Annotated in this window: 18 protein-coding genes and 1 riboswitch; of the genes, 7 read left to right on the forward strand and 11 right to left on the reverse strand. The window is 45.4% G+C overall.

The genetic code is table 11. The annotated features are described in order from the left end of the window. The first annotated feature begins 642 nt into the window (after positions 1–642). Complete coding sequence (gene tpx, locus AB6E08_RS14010) at positions 643–1,140, forward strand: thiol peroxidase (RefSeq protein ID WP_017090712.1); 498 nt, start codon at positions 643–645, stop codon at positions 1,138–1,140. Positions 1,141–1,311: 171 nt separating this feature from the next. Here the strand turns inward: tpx and uvrD are convergent, their stop codons facing one another. After that, positions 1,312–3,486: a DNA helicase II gene (gene uvrD / locus AB6E08_RS14015; RefSeq protein ID WP_017077758.1), complete on the reverse strand. Its 2,175-nt coding sequence runs from the start codon at positions 3,484–3,486 to the stop codon at positions 1,312–1,314. A 263-nt stretch (positions 3,487–3,749) separates the two neighbouring features. Here uvrD and AB6E08_RS14020 point away from each other — a divergent pair, with 263 nt between their 5' ends. The 4 genes from AB6E08_RS14020 to AB6E08_RS14035 all read left to right on the forward strand — a co-directional run bounded on the left by AB6E08_RS14020 (position 3,750) and on the right by AB6E08_RS14035 (position 6,159). Continuing rightward, positions 3,750–4,010, forward strand: coding sequence for a DUF2282 domain-containing protein (locus tag AB6E08_RS14020; RefSeq protein WP_004736650.1), 261 nt, complete (start codon positions 3,750–3,752; stop codon positions 4,008–4,010). Positions 4,011–4,074: 64 nt separating this feature from the next. Continuing rightward, on the forward strand, positions 4,075–4,935 hold the full coding sequence (locus AB6E08_RS14025) for a DUF692 domain-containing protein (protein ID WP_371710439.1): 861 nt from the start codon (positions 4,075–4,077) through the stop codon (positions 4,933–4,935). Next, positions 4,932–5,699: a DNA-binding domain-containing protein gene (locus AB6E08_RS14030; protein WP_372064428.1), complete on the forward strand. Its 768-nt coding sequence runs from the start codon at positions 4,932–4,934 to the stop codon at positions 5,697–5,699. Before AB6E08_RS14025 ends, AB6E08_RS14030 begins: the two co-directional genes overlap by 4 nt. 1 nt (position 5,700) lies before the next feature. Next, positions 5,701–6,159: a DoxX family protein gene (locus AB6E08_RS14035; protein ID WP_215921327.1), complete on the forward strand. Its 459-nt coding sequence runs from the start codon at positions 5,701–5,703 to the stop codon at positions 6,157–6,159. 86 nt (positions 6,160–6,245) lie between these two features. On the opposite strand, the gene AB6E08_RS14040 is transcribed toward AB6E08_RS14035, so the two are convergent. Beyond that, complete coding sequence (locus AB6E08_RS14040) at positions 6,246–6,527, reverse strand: hypothetical protein (RefSeq protein ID WP_004736654.1); 282 nt, start codon at positions 6,525–6,527, stop codon at positions 6,246–6,248. Positions 6,528–6,629: 102 nt separating this feature from the next. Beyond that, entirely contained in the window at positions 6,630–7,829 is a 1,200-nt protein-coding gene (locus tag AB6E08_RS14045; RefSeq protein ID WP_029222012.1) for a multidrug effflux MFS transporter, read from the reverse strand. 101 nt (positions 7,830–7,930) lie between these two features. Here AB6E08_RS14045 and AB6E08_RS14050 point away from each other — a divergent pair, with 101 nt between their 5' ends. Both AB6E08_RS14050 and AB6E08_RS14055 read left to right on the forward strand, forming a co-directional pair. Further along, complete coding sequence (locus AB6E08_RS14050; protein WP_012605070.1) at positions 7,931–8,872, forward strand: LysR family transcriptional regulator; 942 nt, start codon at positions 7,931–7,933, stop codon at positions 8,870–8,872. Positions 8,873–8,994: 122 nt separating this feature from the next. After that, on the forward strand, positions 8,995–10,785 hold the full coding sequence (locus tag AB6E08_RS14055) for an aminopeptidase P family protein (protein WP_372064425.1): 1,791 nt from the start codon (positions 8,995–8,997) through the stop codon (positions 10,783–10,785). 141 nt (positions 10,786–10,926) lie between these two features. Here AB6E08_RS14055 and thiH read toward each other — a convergent pair whose 3' ends face one another. From thiH to AB6E08_RS14095, 8 genes are all read right to left on the reverse strand, one after another. Next, positions 10,927–12,054, reverse strand: coding sequence for a 2-iminoacetate synthase ThiH (thiH, locus tag AB6E08_RS14060; protein WP_372064423.1), 1,128 nt, complete (start codon positions 12,052–12,054; stop codon positions 10,927–10,929). 7 nt (positions 12,055–12,061) lie between these two features. Then, the gene (locus AB6E08_RS14065; protein WP_102504475.1) at positions 12,062–12,826 is read right to left on the reverse strand and encodes a thiazole synthase; all 765 of its coding nucleotides are present in this window, start codon (positions 12,824–12,826) and stop codon (positions 12,062–12,064) included. A 2-nt stretch (positions 12,827–12,828) separates the two neighbouring features. After that, positions 12,829–13,038, reverse strand: coding sequence for a sulfur carrier protein ThiS (gene thiS / locus AB6E08_RS14070; protein ID WP_019820040.1), 210 nt, complete (start codon positions 13,036–13,038; stop codon positions 12,829–12,831). Beyond that, a complete protein-coding gene (locus AB6E08_RS14075; protein WP_102504476.1) occupies positions 13,035–13,817 on the reverse strand; it encodes a HesA/MoeB/ThiF family protein in 783 nt (260 codons plus the stop codon). Before AB6E08_RS14075 ends, thiS begins: the two co-directional genes overlap by 4 nt. After that, complete coding sequence (locus AB6E08_RS14080; protein ID WP_102504477.1) at positions 13,807–15,099, reverse strand: thiamine phosphate synthase; 1,293 nt, start codon at positions 15,097–15,099, stop codon at positions 13,807–13,809. Before AB6E08_RS14080 ends, AB6E08_RS14075 begins: the two co-directional genes overlap by 11 nt. Continuing rightward, positions 15,099–17,048 carry a phosphomethylpyrimidine synthase ThiC gene (gene thiC, locus AB6E08_RS14085; protein WP_017108620.1) on the reverse strand — a complete coding sequence of 650 codons (1,950 nt, stop codon included), beginning with the start codon at positions 17,046–17,048 and terminating at the stop codon, positions 15,099–15,101. Before thiC ends, AB6E08_RS14080 begins: the two co-directional genes overlap by 1 nt. A 129-nt stretch (positions 17,049–17,177) precedes the next feature. After that, a riboswitch (TPP riboswitch) is annotated at positions 17,178–17,276 on the reverse strand. 62 nt (positions 17,277–17,338) lie between these two features. After that, positions 17,339–17,722, reverse strand: coding sequence for a fluoride efflux transporter CrcB (crcB, locus tag AB6E08_RS14090; RefSeq protein WP_060983701.1), 384 nt, complete (start codon positions 17,720–17,722; stop codon positions 17,339–17,341). A 100-nt stretch (positions 17,723–17,822) separates the two neighbouring features. Beyond that, entirely contained in the window at positions 17,823–19,205 is a 1,383-nt protein-coding gene (locus AB6E08_RS14095) for a multicopper oxidase family protein (RefSeq protein ID WP_372064419.1), read from the reverse strand. Positions 19,206–19,847: the final 642 nt, after the last annotated feature.

Raw genomic sequence — 19,847 nt, forward strand, 5'->3', positions numbered from 1 at the left:
ATAATTATATAGAAATTCGCTTATGCACCATTGCTGATAAATAAGGAATCGGTAATATGAATGGTGTCGGAAGGATGCTGACACGGAACAGGAAACGCCAAGGATTTGGTTATCTTCAGGATGAAGATTCGATTACTCAGGATGAATAATCGGCATGGATAGCGAAATGGACATTGAATGGACGCAATAGTAGCTAGGATGGTTGCTACTAAGGAAAGACAATGGACACCTCTGGACGAGGAAAGGACTGAACATCAGGATGATGTAAAGGACACCGCTCAAGGAACAAGTGACGCGCGCTAACGAGGATTGTTGGCAGATCAGGATAAGATCAAGGACACCGCTAGGAAGGCGACGAAAGGAATACGCTGAAGGATAACAGCACACTATCATGGATTTGATGCATGGAGCACACTTAGTAGCCGGATTGCTGCGAGTAAGACTATAGACCCCGATGAGCGCAAGCTCTCGGGGTTTTTCTTTATCTGTCGTTTCACTTATTCCTCTCTCAAACAAATAAATCAAAGACCTTTAATTACAATTCTGACATTTAAAGCATTCACTTCTTAACCACTTCCGCGTAACGTAAGTCTTACTAGGCTCAACTAGTTTCATAACCATAATTAAACTAAGGACAAATTCATGTCACACGTTACCTTCAAAGGCGCTGCTGTACCACTAACAGGCACATTCCCACAAACTGGCGAACAAGCACCAAGCTTTGCACTGACTGCAGGCGACCTTTCTGAACTGACTCTTGCTTCTCTTGAAGGCAAGAAAGTGGTTCTAAACATCTTCCCAAGTATCGACACAGCAACTTGTGCGACGAGCGTACGCACGTTCAACGCAAAAGCGGCAGAGCTTGAGAACACGGTTGTTGTTTGTATTTCTGCTGACCTACCGTTTGCTGCGGGTCGCTTCTGCGAACTAGAAGGCATTGAAGGCGTTCAACACGCCTCAACTTTCCGTTCTCCTGCATTCGCATCAGACTACGGCGTAGCGATTGCTGAAGGCCCACTATCAGGCCTAACAACACGTGCCGTTGTCGTTGTTGATGAAAAAGGTGTGGTAACACACAGCGAGTTGGTTGCAGAGATCACTGAAGAACCAAACTACGAAGCGGCACTTGCAGTACTGTAAGTCTCCTTCCTAGGCAGAAATGCCTTAAGCTCGATTCAGCCTATCCAGCACAGTACCGAGCAATAAAAAAAGAGCAGCCATTGGCTGCTCTTTCTGTTTTTTATACGGATTACTTTTCAATGCTGAATAGTTTCAGATATCGAACTGTTTTCTACATGCTGAAGTAGCAGATTACAACTGTTCTAAACGAGCATAAGCCGTTACTAACCACTTGATGCCTTCACCGTTAAACGCGACTTGAACTCGGCTCTGCGGGCCACTTCCCTCGAAGTTGATGATAGTGCCTTCACCAAACTTAGGGTGCTTAACGCGAGAACCCAAACTAAATCCTGTTTCGTTAAAGTTCTCTTTCACGGCGGTTTGGCTAAAGCGGCCACTGCTAGCAGGACGACTCACTTGCGCTTTCATACGTACTTCATCCAGACAGGTCTCTGGCAACTCACGAATAAAGCGCGATGGCTTATGGTATTTGTCCTGACCGTACAAACGACGCATTTCTGCATAAGTGATGTAAAGCTTCTCCATCGCACGAGTCATGCCTACATAACACAAGCGACGCTCTTCTTCTAAACGCCCCGCTTCTTCTGCCGACATCTGGCTTGGGAACATGCCTTCTTCAACGCCAACCATGAATACCATTGGGAACTCTAGGCCTTTGGCACTGTGCAAAGTCATGAGCTGAACCGCATCATCAAACTCATCAGCCTGACCTTCACCCGCTTCCAAAGCCGCATGAGTTAAGAACGCTGTTAGCATGCTCATTTCATCCGCTTCTTCTGGTTTTTCAAACTGACGCGTTGCCGTTACCAATTCTTCCAAGTTCTCAATACGAGCCTTCGACTTCTCGCCTTTCTCTTGCTCGTACATCGCAAACAAGCCCGACGATTTGATCACGTGGTCGGTTTGCTCATGAAGTCTCAGTTCTATGGTGTCATCTTCAAGTGCATTGATAAGTTCAATAAAGCGGCTCAAAGCACCCGCAGCACGACCTGGAAGCACTTGCTCTTCTATCAGAGCAATACTGGCTTGCCACATGGTTGCACCACGGTCACGCGCCGCAAGACGAATCGTTTCTAACGTTTTATCACCCAAACCACGCGTTGGCGTATTGACGACACGTTCGAATGCCGCATCATTGCTGCGGTTACTCATTAAGCGCAGGTAGCTCAAGGCATCTCTGATTTCTTGACGCTCGAAGAATCGCATGCCGCCATAGATTCGGTAAGGTAGACCACCTTGAATCAAAGCTTCTTCAAGCACACGAGATTGGGCATTGTTACGATAAAGCATCGCGGTATCTTCTAGCGCACCGCCTTTCTCTTGCCACTCTTTGATTTTGCTGACCGTGAAACGCGCTTCATCTAACTCGTTATAAGCCGAGTAAACTGAGATTGGCTCGCCATCGTTGCCATCGGTCCACAGCTCTTTACCCATACGTTCGGTGTTGTTCGAGATAAGCTCGTTCGACGCCTGCAGAATGGTTTTGGTTGAACGGTAGTTTTGTTCGAGTCGAACCGTTGAAGCGCCTGGGAATTCATCCAAGAACTTCTGAATATTTTCGATCTTCGCGCCACGCCAACCATAGATAGATTGGTCATCATCGCCTACGATCATCACGCGACAATCTGGGCCTGCCATCATACGCAGCCAAGCATATTGGATGTTGTTGGTATCTTGAAATTCGTCGACAAGGATATGCTTGAAGCGAGCTTGGTAGTGCTCTCGGATGTGTTTCTTATCGCGCAATAGTTCATGCGATCTCAACAAGATTTCCGCAAAGTCGACCAAGCCAGCACGATCACATGCTTCTTGGTAAGCAGAGTAAATTTTTAACCACGTTTGAGTTATTGGATCATGGTAGGCGTCGATGTGATTTGGGCGTAATCCCTCGTCTTTCTTGCCATTGATCCACCAAGAAGCTTGCTTAGCAGGCCACTGCTTTTCATCAAGGTTTTGCGCCTTGATTAAACGACGTAGCAAACGAATCTGATCATCTGAATCAATGATCTGGAAATCTTCTGGCAGTTTTGCATCGAGGTAGTGAGCACGAAGGATGCGATGACAAATACCGTGGAAGGTACCGTTCCACATGCCTGACGAGCTACCCATCATCAACTCTTCAATACGACCACGCATCTCTGCTGCCGCTTTGTTGGTGAAGGTAACCGACATGATAGAGAACGGCGATGCTTGCTCTACGCTTTGCAGCCAAGCGATGCGATGCACCAACACTCGCGTTTTACCACTGCCAGCACCTGCCAGAATAAGTAGGTTTTCTAAAGGTGCTGCGACCGCCTCACGTTGTTTATCGTTTAGGCCATCGAGTAAAAGCGAAGGATCTATCATTGGATATGCTCACTACTGGGTATTTATACATAAAAGCTGATTATAACCTAAACACTAGGCTGCGTTTAGGATAATAAGAAGAAAAAACAGTCAAAAAATAACATCATATAATCAGCAACTTAATAGCTAATGCATCATTAATATTGATATTTCTTATAATGTCGTGAAATTATTTCCTGGTTCTTCCTATCCTTTTTAGTAAGCAAGTTAACAATCCATTAACCTGCGATATAAAATACTATTAAGTCCTAGAGGGAATGACTATGAAAAATTCTAATCTTGCTGTTACAGCTGCAATCACAAGTGTACTAGCGTTCGGCGGTGCAGTTCTTACATCAGCACCTGCGGAAGCAGCAGCAAAAGAGAAATGCTACGGCGTTGCAAAAGCTGGCCAAAATGATTGTGCAACCAAAACAAGTTCATGTGCGGGTACAGCCAAAGAAGACAACCAATCCGATGCATTCGTAGTCGTACCTAAAGGGCTGTGTGGCAAATTATCAGGTGGTAACACTCAATCATCATAATTGAGCTGCTTAGTATGGTGAGCTGACATTCAGCTCACCTCCACTTTCCATTAGGAGAATCGTTGTGACTCAAACTCTTCATCCCAACGCAGGGGTTGGCCTTAGAACACCGCACTTGGACTTCTTTAGCCAAAACCCAGCCTTAGTGAGTTGGTTAGAGGTGCACAGCGAGAACTACTTTTTAGCGAAATCACCGCAACGTCAACAACTGAGAGAAATTCGTCACGCCCACAACATAAGTTGTCACGGTGTTGGGTTGTCTCTAGGTTCTGTTGAGCGCATCAACCCAAATCACTTACTGCAGTTAAAAGATCTCATTGATGATATCGAGCCGTTCTTGGTTTCTGACCACCTCAGCTGGAGTCAGACCGGCGGTCACTACTTCAATGACTTGTTACCGCTGCCTTATACCGAAGAGGCGTTAGAAGTCTTCTGCCGCAATGTCATCGAGGTTCAAGACGGCCTGCAACGCCCTATGCTGATTGAAAATCCATCGAGCTACCTTGCCTTCAAACATTCAACCATCCCAGAGTGGGAATTTTTAGCCGAGGTACAAAAGCGTACCGAGTGTCGCCTACTGCTCGATTTCAATAATATTTTTGTCTCATCTTTTAATCACGGTTTCAGCTGCGAAGAGTATCTCAATGGAATACCAGCAGACAAAGTGGAAGAGATTCACTTGGCAGGTTTTACCAAAAAGAAACTCGAACAAGGTGAGATCTGGATAGACACCCACAGCAAGCCTGTCTGTGACGAAGTATGGCAACTCTACACTGACTGGATTGCACAACATGGTTTGCGCCATACCTTGATAGAGTGGGATTTAGATATCCCAGAGCCACAAATTTTATTGGCTGAAGCGGCCAAAGCCAGTGATATTTTGTATCAACACGACAAGTTCAACCAAAGGAGTCGCGCATCATGAGCCACTCTTTAGCTAATGTGCAATCAGAGTTTGCGAACGCGTTACGCTACCAAAACAATGGTGAGCACTGCGACATAGTGAGCGACCACTTTACCGATGAACAGCGCATCCAGATCTACCGAAATAACTTTGTGATTAGCTTTAGTGAAGTACTGGCTGCTACGTATCCACTGACTGAAATGTTGGTTGGTGAAGAGTGCTTCCAACAAATGGCTCGTCAACATGTCTTAAGTTATCCATCAACCTCTGGTGACGTCAGTGGTTACGGTGAACACTTTGAACAAACTATCCAAGCCTTTCCTGCTGTTATCGAGGCTGCACCTTATCTCGCTGAAGTAGCTTTGTATGAATGGCAAAAAGATAGCTTGGTGAGATGTGTTTCAGAATCACATGTCGACCAACGTCCTCTTTCTCGTTTAGCTGATGTACCGCAAGAACAACAAGGCGCTTTAGTCTTTCATCTCAAAGATTCAATAACGCTAATTAATTCTAGCTATACGATTATCGCGCTTGAGCAGGCTATCTATCAGCAACAACTCGATGGGTTAGACATCAACCAACCTGAATTTGGGGTGTTAATCCGAGCGGAAAACTCACAGATTGAGAGCCATCGTTTGACGCAAGAAAGCCACCAACTATTAACCGAATTTCAATCGGGTCAAACGCTCTCAGCGATAGACCCTTTACTACTACAACATCTGAATACTGTCATGGCACTTAACGTCATCTCAGGCTTTTCAATCAATGCCGAATTGGAGACATAATATGGATAACAACACAGTCACGAACATGATGGATCAATACGACAGTTTGATTGAGAAATCACAGGCACTTTTTGTTCCCGTACTACTTCTGTTTTGTCGCCTATGGGTGGCGTGGGTCTTCTTTAATTCAGGACTCACCAAGATAGCCACTTGGGATAGCACCCTTTACTTGTTTGAATTGGAATACCAAGTGCCTCTTTTGCCTTGGGAATTGGCCGCTTACATGGGTACCGCAGCTGAATTGATTCTGCCGGTATTCTTAGCGCTTGGCTTGTTAACCCGACCAATGGCTGCAGTGCTGTTCGTTTTCAATATCATGGCCGTCGTGTCATACCCTGTATTGTGGGCGCAAGGCTTCTATGATCATCAGCTTTGGGGATTAATGATTCTTATCGTCGTGGTATGGGGAGCAGGACCATTTTCATTGGATAGAATCTTAAAAGCGCAGTTCAAAAGCTAAAGCTCTTTTCCATAGCCTCTAAATTTACATAGGTCCAAAACGCAAAAAACCACTCAATTGAGTGGTTTCTTTTTATCTGGAATAAACTACTTGTTTAGAAAAGCTTGTAGCTCTTCAGCAGAGATACCTTGCTCGGCTAGCTCTTTTGCTAGTAGCTGAACTTGTTCACCTTTACGAGATTCAACCACGCGTTGAAATTGGTAAATGATATCTCGCAAAGTATCAATTGGAACTTGTTTTGCCGCACTGCGAATACGCTCTTCACTTTGGTTTCCTAGCTCTTTAAGCAATTTACCAAACATGACCTTTTCAGGTGCATCTTCCATTTGTTCTAAGATACGCGCCATTTCGTAGGTTGTTAATGACATTACAGTATTTTCCGTTGGGGACTAACGTTTCAATGAGTGACAAATATACCATGTTTTAACGTTTCGCAAACCGCCATTTGTATATTTTGTCACCCTTGAGACTTATGCCTTAGCAAACGTCGTGTGCCATGACTTACCCGCTTTGCTCGCAAGCACTAACAATGCAGGAACAATAAGGAACATTTGCAGCGCAATCATCACTTGAGACGTTAAATCAAGACGTTGCATCGTACCAACAAGCAGTCCAGAACCGCTCATTTGGAACAATCCAAGCAACGCAGCTGCGGTACCCGCACGGTCACCAAAAGGTTCAAGTGCCTTACCGGCTGCGGCACCAAGAATCCAAGCGAAGCCAACTGAAGATAGGAAAATCGGCAACATGAACGCGATCGCGCTAGCATGCTCAGCAAGCACCAGCATAACCACACCCGCTAAGCCAAGCGTTGAAATACCGACAACCAATGCTTTGTAAGTACCAAAACGATCCATAAACTTCGGCGCAGTGAATGCAGCCGTGATGTTGATAACCGCGTTAATACCAAACCAGAACGTAAACTCATTCATCGTCAAACCTAGGTTTTCCATCAGCACAACAGGTGCAGAGGTAACGTAAGCAAGGATTACTGCCATCGCCATTAAGCACAATGTCGCGTGGAAGATGAACGATGGTGTTTTCAATACCGACCAGTAACGCTCAAGTTTGAACACCGCGACCTTTTCTGTCGCCGGATTAGACTCTTTCATTTGGAAAAACAGAATGGTGCCAACCACGACAGCGAACACAGCCATAAAGCTAAAGTTCGAGCGCCAGCCAAACTGTTGAGTTAACCAAGCACCCAGAATCGGAGCTAGTGCAGGAATAAAGCAAATTGCACCATTGAGGTAACTGATCATGCGGCCACTTTTTTCCGGGCCAAATAGATCGCGAACCGTCGCAAAGGCTGCTACAGAAGTCGCACAAGCTCCTAAGCCTTGTAGCAGCCGAGCTATTAGCATCATATCAATCGATTGAGCTGCCCACGCCAAGCAAGCACTCAATGCATAGATACTAACACCTCCCAATGCAACGGTTCGACGTCCTAACTTATCAGCCAAAGGGCCTGCAAATAATTGCCCGACACCCATGGCGAATAAAAACCAAGTAATCGTATCTTGTGCTAGTGCGTGTTCCACGTGAAACGCTGTTGAAATTTGTGGCAGAGCTGGAAGATAAATATCTATAGCCAGAGGGCTAAATAGAACCAGCATTGCCAATAAAGCAACCTGCAGTTTACTAGGGGTTGGAAGCGCGTTAGAAGGCACAAGATTCTCCGAATGAGTTAATTTAGGTGCATAATAACCAACTAAAGATATGAACAAAAATGGCATATACTCATTAGCATTATTCCAAATAGGAAACTCACATGAATATCGAGAAACTATCACGCCTCGACCTCAATCTACTGGTTTGCTTGCAGGTGCTGATGGAAGAGCTGAGTGTCACTCGCACTGCGCATCGATTGTGCTTGAGTCAATCGGCTGTGAGTAAGTCGCTAGCTAAGCTTCGTGAACAATTTAATGACCCTCTTTTCACACGAAGTGCTCATGGCCTACGACCAACACCGAAAGCTGTTTTCCTTAAACCTCGGTTAGAAACGTTGATCAACCAACTTGATGTTCTCACTCAGCCTGAGACATTCATTCCCAACAATAGTGACCACAGCTTTCACATTGCTGCCGTTGAGAGTGTGTACCCACTGATTCTTCCTCATTTCTTACCGGCGATATTTCGACAAGCCCCTAAGGTCAATATCAACACCCACGCGTGGACCGAACAAACCTTTAAGAAGCTACAGCTTGGTGAGTTAGATATCGGACTCACAGGCAAAGACATCGACATCAACGACGCGCGCTTAACTATGCTGCCGCCAGACGATATCTGCGAACAAGAGATCTACCGTGATGCACAAATGTGTGTGTTAAGACGCAACCACCCTGCTCTGAGTGGCAAATGGGATCTAGAAACCTATCTAGCCCAGCGTCATGTGCAAGTAAGATGTGATGGTAACGACCGTTGGCTACTCGACTACAAACTTGCCGACCTTGGCCACCAACGTGATATCGCAATCTCAGTACCGGACTTCAATAGCGCCGCTAGCCTGTGTACCTACACCGATTTTGTCTTTACCGCACCAAGCCACTTTACTTACCTTGTCGCCAAACAACTCGACCTAGTGGTTGTGCCTTTACCAATGGAATTCCCGCCGATGGCATACACTTTGTTTTGGCACCGTGATAGAGAAAATGACCCAGCGCTAACTTGGTTGCGAGATATCATCAAAGAAAAAACTCTGCATCTTAGATAAAAATGGCGTACAGCGTTTGCAGCAAACGAACAAAAGCGCTAGCTTATTGACCTAATAAGTCCCCTCGCATGTATATCGACTGTGAGTGTTAACAAGGACCCTAACAATAAGGATAAACACAGATGCACAATATCACTGCTGAACGCGTTGCTACGGTTCGAGCTTGGCTTGAAACAAACAACCTAGATGCCGTTATCATTCCACACGAAGACGAATATCTAGGTGAATACGTTCCCGCTCATAACGAGCGACTTCACTGGTTAACAGGTTTCACTGGCTCTGCAGGTGCCGCTGTTATCACTCGTGAAACTGCTGCTATTTTTGTTGATGGTCGCTACACCGTTCAGGTTCGTAAGCAAGTACCAGCAGAGTTATTTGAGTATCGCCACCTTATTGAAGAACCGGCTTTAGATTGGATCATCAATTCATTGCCACAAGGTAGTAAGGTTGCATTCGACCCACGCATGCACACAGCAGCTTGGTTGAAAGGCGCACAAGCAAAACTGGCAGAGAAAGTTGAGCTAACGACACTCTCTTCTAATCCAATTGATGAGCTTTGGTCTAATCGCCCTGAGCCTGTCGTGTCTGATGTTCGCCTAATGGCAACAGACGCCGTTGGTCAATCAAGCGAGAGCAAACGCGCGGAGGTTGCTGGCTTACTAAAAGCAAAAGGTGCGGACGCCGCTATCCTTACCGAGCTAGACTCAATCTGTTGGTTGCTTAACATTCGTGGCTTGGACGTATCTCGCCTACCTGTTGTGTTATCCAACGCGATCATTCACGCCGATGAAAGCGTCGATTTCTTCTTAGACCCAGCTCGTATCCCTGCTGGTTTTGAAGCGCACGTTGGTAATGGTATTCGTGTTTCTCCCCCATCAGAGCTTGAAGCGCGCCTTCAATCTTTAGAGGGTAAGAATGTGTCTGTTGATTCAGGTACCAGTAATGCTTGGTACACGCTGGTTCTACAAAACGCTGGTGCTCATCTCATTGAAGCAGCAGACCCATGCTTAATGCCAAAAGCCGCTAAGAACGCAACTGAAATTGCCGGCATGAAAGCGTGTCACATTCGAGATGGCGTGGCGATGGCGAAATTCCTGTCTTGGATTGATGCAGAAGTCGCGCAAGGTAACCTACACAACGAAGCGGTATTAGCTGACAAAGTACAATCGTTCCGTGAACAAGACCCAACGCTGATGGACTTAAGTTTTGACACAATTTCAGCAGCAGGTGGCAACGCTGCAATGTGTCACTACAACCATGAGAATCAACCTGAACCAGGTCAGTTAGAGATGAATACTCTGTACCTAGTCGATTCAGGCGGTCAGTATTTAGATGGCACAACCGACATCACTCGTACTATCGCGATTGGCCAGCCAAGCGACGAAATGATCCAGCAGTTCACATTAGCGCTGAAAGGCCACATTGGCATTGCACGTGCGCGTTTCCCACAAGGTACTCGTGGTTTCCAACTTGATATCCTAGCGCGTCAGCACTTATGGGCAGAAGGCTTCGATTACGATCATGGTACTGGTCATGGTGTTGGTCACTTCCTAAGTGTTCATGAAGGACCGCAAAGCATCTCTAAGAAGCTGATCGACGTACCTCTAGTTGAAGGTATGGTGTTATCGAACGAGCCGGGTTACTACCGTGCTGATGAATTTGGTATCCGCATCGAAAACCTAGAGCTCGTGGTTGAACTGTCAACTCAAGGTGATTTCTCAGTACTAACCTTTGAGTCACTAACACGTTGCCCTATCGATAAGCGCAACATCAATGTTGATTTGCTAACACGACCTGAACTGGCATGGCTGAACGACTACCATCAGAAAGTTTGGAACGACGTTAGCCCATTAGTTGAAGGTGATACGCTGGAATGGCTACGCCAATCAACTACACCATTAGCTCACGCATAATGCTTCGTTAAGCTGTTACCTGAACCAAAACGAGCTTGCTAGGTTAATAAGTTAAATAGCAAAACGGCTACCCAAAGGTAGCCGTTTTTATTTGCCTGTATCATTAAGATGTTTCACGTGGAACATCAACCAATATGTTGATTAACCAGAATAGGCACTATGCCAGTCTCGCCACACTGGATCGAAACCTCGCTGTCGGATCATTGACTCAACATCAGCAGCACTTCTCTCGTCACTGATCTCAAATTGTTCGAGCTCTTCTTCACCAGAAGCATAACCACCAGGCTGGGTTTTAGAAGCCGCCGACATACTTGTGATTCCTAATGGCAACACATTGTCGCGAAAGGTTGCCGATTCGCGAGTAGAAAGGGATAACTCGACCTCAGGATTCAAGAGTCGATATGCGCAGATAAGCTGAACCAGCTGTTTATCGTTCATGATTGATTTAGGCTGTAATCCACCACCAGAGTCTCCACCCTCACACGGGCGAAGACGTGGGAATGAAATTGAGTAACGTGTTTGCCAATAAGTACGCTCTAAGTAATCTAAGTGAGCAGCAACAAAAAAACAGTCGGTTCGCCAATCTTCCAAACCAATCAAGGCACCAATACCTATCTTATCGATCCCCGCTTTTGCCAAGCGATCTGGGGTTTCAAGACGGTATTCAAAATCCATTTTATTGCCACGTAGATGATGCTCAGCGTAAGTACTTGGCTGATAAGTCTCTTGGTAAACCATAACAGCATCTAGGCCGAGAGTTTTAAGCTCTGCGTAATCATGTTGATCAAGCGGCTGCACTTCCATCGCAAGGTAGTTGAATTGCTTTTTGATATTCGGCAACACCTGTCGAAAGTAATTCATCCCGACCTTAGTTTCATGTTCACCGGTGACTAACAAAACGCTATCGAACTTCATCTTTTTGATAGCCGCACTTTCGGCATCAATTTCATCCAAAGTAAGCGTGCGACGTTTGATACGGTTCTCCATTGAGAAGCCACAATACGTGCACGCATTAGCGCATAGATTCGAGAGGTACAAAGGAATGTAAAGCGACATTGTATTGCCAAATCGCTTACGAGTTAGCGCCAACGACTGTTGTGCCATCTGCTCTAAGTAAGGTTCTGCCGCCGGAGAGATCAGAGCCTTAAAGTCTTCCAGGTCACGTTTGGGTTTACTCAGAGCACGTTCAACATCCGCTGCCGTTTTACTGAAGATAGACATACCAATGTCATCCCAGTTGAGCTGTTTAAATCGATCAACAAACGTCATAGGTACTCTACTCGTCTAGAAATGAAGTTAACGGGCTCGAAGCAACCGCGTGAGATACTTTTCCTGCAAGCCCAGCAAGGTAAGCCATACGACCCGCTTCAACTGCCAGCTTAAAGGCAATCGCCATATCTACGGGTTTTTGAGAAGCCGCAATCGCAGTATTCACTAACACAGCGTCTGCGCCCATTTCCATTGCACGAGCTGCATGCGATGGTGCGCCTATGCCTGCATCCACAATCACAGGGACATTCGCTTGGTCGATAATGATCTCTATGAAGTCTGCAGACACAATACCCTTATTTGAACCAATCGGCGCACCCAACGGCATAACTGCAGCACAACCCACCTCTTCCAAGCGCTTACACAAAACTGGGTCGGCATGACAGTAAGGCAACACAACAAAGCCATCTTTGACTAGTTGCTCAGCGGCTTTAAGCGTTTCAATGGGGTCCGGCATCAAGTACTTTGGATCTGGGTGAATTTCCAGTTTAAGCCAGTTTGTGCCCAGTGCTTCACGAGCCAAATGCGCAGCAAAGATGGCGTCTTTTGCATTCTTAGCGCCAGAGGTATTCGGCAGTAAGTTCACGCCAGCATCCATGATCGGTTGTAGGATATCGTCTTGCTCAGAGCGAATATCAACTCTCTTCAGCGCCATGGTGGCCAGTTGCGAACCTGAAGCCTCGATAGCACTCGCCATCAAATGCTTGTTAGCGAACTTGCCAGTTCCAGTAAAGAGTCGAGATTGAAACGTTTTATCTGCGATGGTTAACATGGTTAGCCCCCTGCAATAGCTTGGAAAAGAGAGATGGAATCGCCTTCATTGACGATGGTTTGTTGCCATTGGCTGCGCGGTACAACCGCATTATTAATAGCAAATACACAACCTAAGTCAGGTAGCGATAGTGCTTGGATGATGTCTGAGAGAGACGATGATTGCGCGACCTGCTCCGGTTGCTCGTTTATCGAGATGGTTATATGGCTCATTGGATTTCTTCTTCTAAATGCTTAACTACAGACGCACTGCACACGGGACATTCGCTATCTTGCGTGACCATGAGGCTTTGCCAGTCCATCGTTTGGCCATCGAACAGCTTTAGTTGATGTGTTGCGACTTTAAACTCGCCACTACTAATACGCTGAATAGCAGCAAGAGCTTGGAGGTTACCTATAGTGCCGACCACTGGACCAATGATGCCGCTATCACTACAACGCGTTGTTTGTGGATGATGACTGAACGGGAACAAACAGTGGTAACACCCTTTCTGGTTCTGATAATCAAAGACAATAAATTGACCTTTCCAGCCGATTGCAGAACCCGATATCAAAGGTGTATTAGCTTTAAAACAAGCTCGGTTAACCTGCTGGCGTGACGCGAAGTTGTCAGTACAATCCAACACGAGATCAGCCAGCATTACCTCTAATTCAAGTTGGTTTTCACTCATTCGTTGATTGATGGTTCTTACCTGGCTGCGACCATTGAGTTCACTCAATTGTTGCTTGAGAGCTTCGACCTTAGGTGAACCTAATTGGTTCTCCTTGAACGCGACTTGTCTCTGCAAATTGGACGAATCCACATAGTCATCATCCACCAACACGATTCTTCCGACACCAGAAGCTGCTAGATAGAGAGCAGCAGCATTACCTAAGCCACCACAACCAATCACCAACACATGGCTGTTTAACAGGTTTCGTTGACCTTGCTCACCTACCTCAGGTAACGCAATTTGTCGTTGGTAACGAATGAACTCAAAGTCACTCAACATAGCTAGGCTCCCGCATAACCTCTTTACTAAGCGTTGAAGAGCTAGGAGCCATTAGCTTCTCGAAGAATTCGATCACTTTTTGTGGGTCTTCCGCTAATGTAATCGCACGTACAACCGCTAAGCTCGATACACCACAATCCCAAACCTGTGCAGCTGTCGATTGGTCAATACCACCAATAGCCACCGTCGGATAACCAGTAAGCTCTTCTGTGTATGGGATGGTATCAATTAGCTGTTGGTACAGAGATAAACGCACCAAGCCTTGAGGCTTCGATGGCATCTGTTTCGTTGTGGTCGGAAATATATGGCCTAGTGCAATGTAGCTTGGATTGATTTGGACGATACGTAGCAACTCATAATAACCATGAGTCGATAAACCGATCTTTATACCCGCTTGGCTCAACTGTGAGAGGTTTGATTCTTCAATATCCTCTTGCCCTAAATGAACACCAAAAGCACCATGCTTGAGTGCAAGCTGCCAATAATCGTTGATAAAAACTTGAGCGTTATGCTCTCGACCAAGCTCGATTGATCGTGCGATTTGTTGTTCTAAGTCCGCTTTCTGCGGGTTTTTAATACGTAGTTGAACAGTGTTGATGCCAAGCTTAAGCAGTCTTTCGATCCACTCAACATCATCAACCACAGGGTATAGCCCTAAACTACTCTTACTCAATTCAGGGAACGAAAGTGATCTTCCTTGATGCGCCCAACCAACACTAATATCCAGTCGCTCATCTTCCAGAACTGGGATCGGAAAGTTTTGATAGTTTGCTGGCCATGTTCCACGTGAAACATTAAGTGCTGCGCGAGCTAAAACCAGTGCGTCTTCTAATGGGAATTCCAGTGCCAACAAAGTAAGTAACCAAGCAAAGTGGCCGCGATTATCTAACTCCTGATGAGCTGTAGTTTCACTCTTGATAGCACGATTAGCATCTAAGTGTGACCAGATATCCAGTACAACTGAATCATCTGAGACACCGATATAGATGACATTCGGAGTTTGTATAAAGGCGTCACAAACGTCAGTTAGCGCGACTGAATTATTGTAATCAACAACATGGTTCAATTCCGCTAGCTGACACTTCGCCAATGAATCAACATCATGAGCGAAGCCAATAGATAACGCCTGCTGAGCATTAACGATAGAAAAGTGTTGAGTTGGGCTTACGCCCAACTCAACTGCATCAGTTGCCAAGCCTTGTCGCTTAGCAACCAATAGACAGTTCTGCACCTCTCCCGTTAACTCAATATTTTGAGATGGGATGAGTATCTTCACTGTCATTATTCCTCTAATTGAGCTTCTTTTGCACCTACTGCAGGGTGGTAAAGTTCAGACCCAGTATCACGGAACTCTTGTGATTTCTGACGCATCCCTTCCAATGGGTTATCTAGCATCTTAATCTCGATAGCCTGATCCGCGGCTACTTGTTCTGTATCTTTCGCATACTCTCGGACTTCCTGAGAGATCTTCATCGAGCAGAATTTAGGTCCACACATTGAGCAGAAGTGAGCAACCTTACCGGATTCTTGTGGCAGAGTTTCATCATGGAAAGAACGTGCTGTTTCAGGGTCTAAAGCTAGATTAAATTGGTCTTCCCAACGGAATTCAAAACGTGCTTTAGATAATGCATTATCTCGGATTTGTGCGCCCGGGTGCCCTTTCGCAAGGTCAGCAGCGTGTGCAGCAAGCTTGTATGTAATCAGGCCGGTCTTCACATCTTCTTTATTTGGTAAACCTAAATGCTCTTTAGGGGTTACATAACAGAGCATCGCACAGCCGTACCAACCAATCATGGCGGCGCCAATTCCAGAGGTAATATGGTCGTAACCAGGAGCAATATCTGTCGTCAGTGGACCTAACGTATAGAAAGGCGCTTCATGGCAGTGTTCTAACTGCTCATCCATGTTCTCTTTAATTAGGTGCATTGGCACATGACCTGGGCCTTCAATTATCACCTGAACGTCGTACTCCCAAGCGACTTTAGTCAACTCACCTAGAGTACGTAACTCCGAGAATTGAGCCTCATCATTGGCATCTGCAATAGAGCCCGGGCGTAGGCCATCACCCAATGACAGGGCAACATCGTACTTTGCACAGATCTCGCAGATCTCGCGGAAGTGAGTATAAAGGAAGCTCTCTTGGTGATGAGCAAGACACCATTTCGCGATAATAGAACCACCACGAGAAACAATGCCGGTCACACGTTTAGCCGTCATCGGAACGTAGCGAAGCAACAAACCTGCGTGGATAGTGAAGTAATCAACACCCTGCTCTGCTTGTTCAATCAAAGTATCGCGCATCACTTCCCAGTTAAGGTCTTCCGCAACGCCATTCACTTTTTCAAGGGCTTGATACATAGGAACCGTACCGATTGGTACAGGGCTGTTACGTAAGATCCATTCGCGAGTTTCGTGAATATTACGGCCGGTAGAAAGGTCCATTACGGTATCGCCCCCCCAGCGAGTTGACCATACTAACTTCTCAACTTCTTCTTCAATCGAAGAGCTTACTGAAGAGTTACCGATATTAGCGTTCACCTTCACTAAGAAGTTACGACCAATAATCATCGGTTCTGATTCTGGATGGTTGATGTTTGAAGGGATAATAGCTCGACCTTCAGCGACCTCTTTACGCACGAATTCAGGGGTAATTTCTTTCGGCAGGTTTGCGCCAAAGTTATGGCCAGGATGTTGGTGGTTAAGCTGCTCATCAGCAAACTTCTGACGTCCCATGTTCTCACGTATAGCTATGTACTCCATCTCAGGAGTGATAATCCCCTGACGAGCATAGTGCAGCTGAGTAACACATTGATCGCCAGTCGCACGACGAATTCTAGGTAGGTTGCCGTAACGAAGGTCGTCTAGAGTTTCATCTTCTAAACGTTCTTTAGTGTAAACAGAGCTTACATCGTCTAACAGTTCCGTATCACCACGCTCATCAATCCATTGCTCACGCAACTTTGGAAGGCCGCTATACAGGTCTATTTGATGTGTGGGGTCAGTGTAAACACCTGAGGTATCGTAAACTTGAATGGGTACATTAGGTTCGAATACAGGCTCTTTTTTAGTACCACCGACAAGGCTATCAGCGAGTGATATTTCTCGTACAGGGACTTGAATATCTTCTCGAGATCCTTGGATGTAAGCTTTTTTTGAATTTGGATAAGGTTGTACGGATAAAGAATCGATGAAATTCTTCGCTTCCAGTCTTGCTTGTTTACGACTCGACATAGCATTTTTCCTTGGCTTTTAGCCATTATTTATAGGGATAAAAATGCTTGACGGATTAGATGCTACAAGAGGGATCACGGTAAGAAATACAGTTGTGATCTGGAGATAGATCTCTAGAAGGAGTCTAGTTAGATATCTACTCTTGTTCCCTTCGCAGGTATTAGCCTGATCAGGTTCAACGGATCCCGAGTTAACGGTCTCAGCCATATGGCACTCCGACAAGTTCGATCGAGTATATAAAAACGGCTTGGATAAACCAAGCCGAGTTGTTAACAAATCGTAAGAAAGTTTTAAGACTTTATCAAAAGTTGGAAGCCGATCCATGCTGCGGAGATGCTGAGAACCACGTTGAGTAACACATTGAGTCCCATCTTAAAGAAAGCACCCTGCTGCATAAGAAGCACGTTATCCATCGAAAATGTAGAAAATGTAGTCAGTGCTCCAAGGAAGCCAAGACCGATAATTTGTCTCCATGGTTCTGTCGCAACCATCTCATTCTCAAACGCTGCGATGAGTAAGCCCATAATTAAAGAGCCAACCACGTTAACAGTTAGCGTACCATAAGGGAAACCACGCCCTAGCATCACCACACATAACTCTGAAATCAAATAACGCGAACAAGCACCAAATGCGCCACCAATGGCAATAAAACCTAAAATAGATAACTGACCCATGAATCCTCCCAAACAATAGTCCCTATATTCTAGCTTTACCGCCGATAAAAGCGAGGGTAGAAACTAAGAATGCATGCGCAAATATTAAACGTTACAGGTGTCACTTAACTTCAATATATCCCATTAAACCCGTTTTCATGTGTTCTATAACATGACAGTGGTACATCCAGCGGCCAGGGTTGTCTGCAACAAATGCAGCTTTAGCTCGCCCGTTTTTTCCAAGTAACACTGTATCGGTATGGAAAGGCTCTTCAACTTTCTTCCCATCAAGTTCCAATACAGTGAATGTATGACCGTGAATATGGATCGGGTGATGGTATTGGGTGACGTTCTTTAGATCGAATATGTAAGTCTTACCTAACTCTAAAGTCGTCAACGGTTCAGGAATATTGTCTTTGCTCATTCCTTCCCATGCTCTTTTATTTGTTAGCCAAAATTTAGGCATGGACTTTCCATCTTTAGATACTGGTGATACCGCGCCTTCCCACTCGAACACAAAATCGATCTCTTCAGCATTAGCAAGATCTAGGCTAGGTACTGGATTCAATGGTAATACTGGCAACGCTCGCTCTTGAGTAAATGCTGAATCTACGGCTTCAAATTGACACAAAGAAAATGGGAAACGTCCCTTCATTTGAAGAACGTTAACTCGCTCACCAGCTATAGGAGCGATCAGCCCGATATCTACACGCATCCCTGGACCAATTTTATGTTGAGTCAGTTTATATGGCGTCTTTACAGGATTACCATCAATGGCAATCACCCATGCCTCAGGCCCTTCGACAGCAATAGGATAAGTGATCGTATTATCGACATTCGCGATACGCAGTCGAGTCGTTGCGTGCTGCTTTAATTGGTATACAGGTTCATGAACACCATTAACACTACTCCACTCACCAGGAGTGCCCATACGAGCACTGAGTCGAGGAATCATTAAGTCTTTCCATTGACCCTGCTTGTCGATATGCCAATGTTTAAGCATCAATGCGTGTTCTTCGTCAAACTGCACGGGAGTGCTTTCTTCTACGATAATAAGGCCAACTAAACCCATACCAAGTTGTTTAACGCTATTCATATGTGGGTGATACCAAAATGTGCCAGCATCTGGCGGCGTAAACTCATAAATGAATGTTTCACCTGGCATAATCGGTGGCTGACTTAAGAAGGGAACACCGTCCATTTCGATAGGGATTCTTAAGCCATGCCAATGGATAGTCGTCGGCTCTGATAGCTTATTCGTAAAACGAATTGTGACCTTTTCACCCTGTCGACATCGAATCGTCGGAGCTGGGATCTGCCCATTAAAGGCTAAGACATTGGTATCAAATCCCGCGACTAACTCAGCTGTTGAAGGTTCAGCAGTTAAGTCATAAACATACTTACCTTGCCCATCAACAGACTGCTTCATAGAACAAGCGGGCAAAACAGTTAGTGCAGAAATAGCGAGAGATGATTGAATAAACTTACGACGGGAAATATCCATATTTGTTGCCTTTTAGTAATAACAACCAAAATGTAACAAAATATTGAGAACAATTCTCATAAAGAAGTGGGGATTGTGCTGTTGATTGTTTATAAAAGAGGCTGGGATAAGTGAGCACTTACCTTTCTAAGCCCAGGTTTTATTAAAAGTAGGAATTATCGACTAAAAATCGAACTAGTATACAGCAAAAAAGCCCCAGCATTTCTGTTGAGGCATTGATATGGCAGGTTGGAGGTTTAGACTCCCAACACGCGCTGTTTTGGTAAGCCGGAGAATCCGCGGCTTTGCTAATCGCGTATATTAAATTCAGAAAGCAAAAAGGCTCTAGCATTTCTGCTAGAGCCTTAAATATGGCAGGGGTGGAGAGATTCGAACTCCCAACACGCGGATTTGGAACATAATATTTCGCTGCATTAAAGACATAACCAAACCACTACTCTGACTATGTTGGCATGACCCATATGGAAATCTCGCAAGCTAATAGCTAAAACCTATCACCACCAGCAATTCATTAGTCTTTGTCTATGATAAAACCGCGGATTTGGAACATAATATTTCGCTGCATTAAAGACATAACCAAACCACTGCTCTGACTATGTTGGCATGACCCATATGGAAATCTCGCAAGCTAATAGCTAAAAC

This window comes from Vibrio sp. 10N.247.310.24, from assembly GCF_041467175.1.
Lineage (GTDB): Bacteria > Pseudomonadota > Gammaproteobacteria > Enterobacterales > Vibrionaceae > Vibrio > Vibrio tasmaniensis_A.

Coding starts and splice junctions, on each gene's coding strand:
- tpx (WP_017090712.1), top strand. CDS start 643: ATGTCACACGTTACCTTCAAAGGCGCTGCTGTACCACTAACAGGCACA.
- uvrD (WP_017077758.1), bottom strand. CDS start 3,486: ATGATAGATCCTTCGCTTTTACTCGATGGCCTAAACGATAAACAACGT.
- AB6E08_RS14020 (WP_004736650.1), top strand. CDS start 3,750: ATGAAAAATTCTAATCTTGCTGTTACAGCTGCAATCACAAGTGTACTA.
- AB6E08_RS14030 (WP_372064428.1), top strand. CDS start 4,932: ATGAGCCACTCTTTAGCTAATGTGCAATCAGAGTTTGCGAACGCGTTA.
- AB6E08_RS14035 (WP_215921327.1), top strand. CDS start 5,701: ATGGATAACAACACAGTCACGAACATGATGGATCAATACGACAGTTTG.
- AB6E08_RS14040 (WP_004736654.1), bottom strand. CDS start 6,527: ATGTCATTAACAACCTACGAAATGGCGCGTATCTTAGAACAAATGGAA.
- AB6E08_RS14050 (WP_012605070.1), top strand. CDS start 7,931: ATGAATATCGAGAAACTATCACGCCTCGACCTCAATCTACTGGTTTGC.
- AB6E08_RS14055 (WP_372064425.1), top strand. CDS start 8,995: ATGCACAATATCACTGCTGAACGCGTTGCTACGGTTCGAGCTTGGCTT.
- thiH (WP_372064423.1), bottom strand. CDS start 12,054: ATGACGTTTGTTGATCGATTTAAACAGCTCAACTGGGATGACATTGGT.
- AB6E08_RS14065 (WP_102504475.1), bottom strand. CDS start 12,826: ATGTTAACCATCGCAGATAAAACGTTTCAATCTCGACTCTTTACTGGA.
- thiS (WP_019820040.1), bottom strand. CDS start 13,038: ATGAGCCATATAACCATCTCGATAAACGAGCAACCGGAGCAGGTCGCG.
- AB6E08_RS14075 (WP_102504476.1), bottom strand. CDS start 13,817: ATGTTGAGTGACTTTGAGTTCATTCGTTACCAACGACAAATTGCGTTA.
- AB6E08_RS14080 (WP_102504477.1), bottom strand. CDS start 15,099: ATGACAGTGAAGATACTCATCCCATCTCAAAATATTGAGTTAACGGGA.
- thiC (WP_017108620.1), bottom strand. CDS start 17,048: ATGTCGAGTCGTAAACAAGCAAGACTGGAAGCGAAGAATTTCATCGAT.
- crcB (WP_060983701.1), bottom strand. CDS start 17,722: ATGGGTCAGTTATCTATTTTAGGTTTTATTGCCATTGGTGGCGCATTT.
- AB6E08_RS14095 (WP_372064419.1), bottom strand. CDS start 19,205: ATGGATATTTCCCGTCGTAAGTTTATTCAATCATCTCTCGCTATTTCT.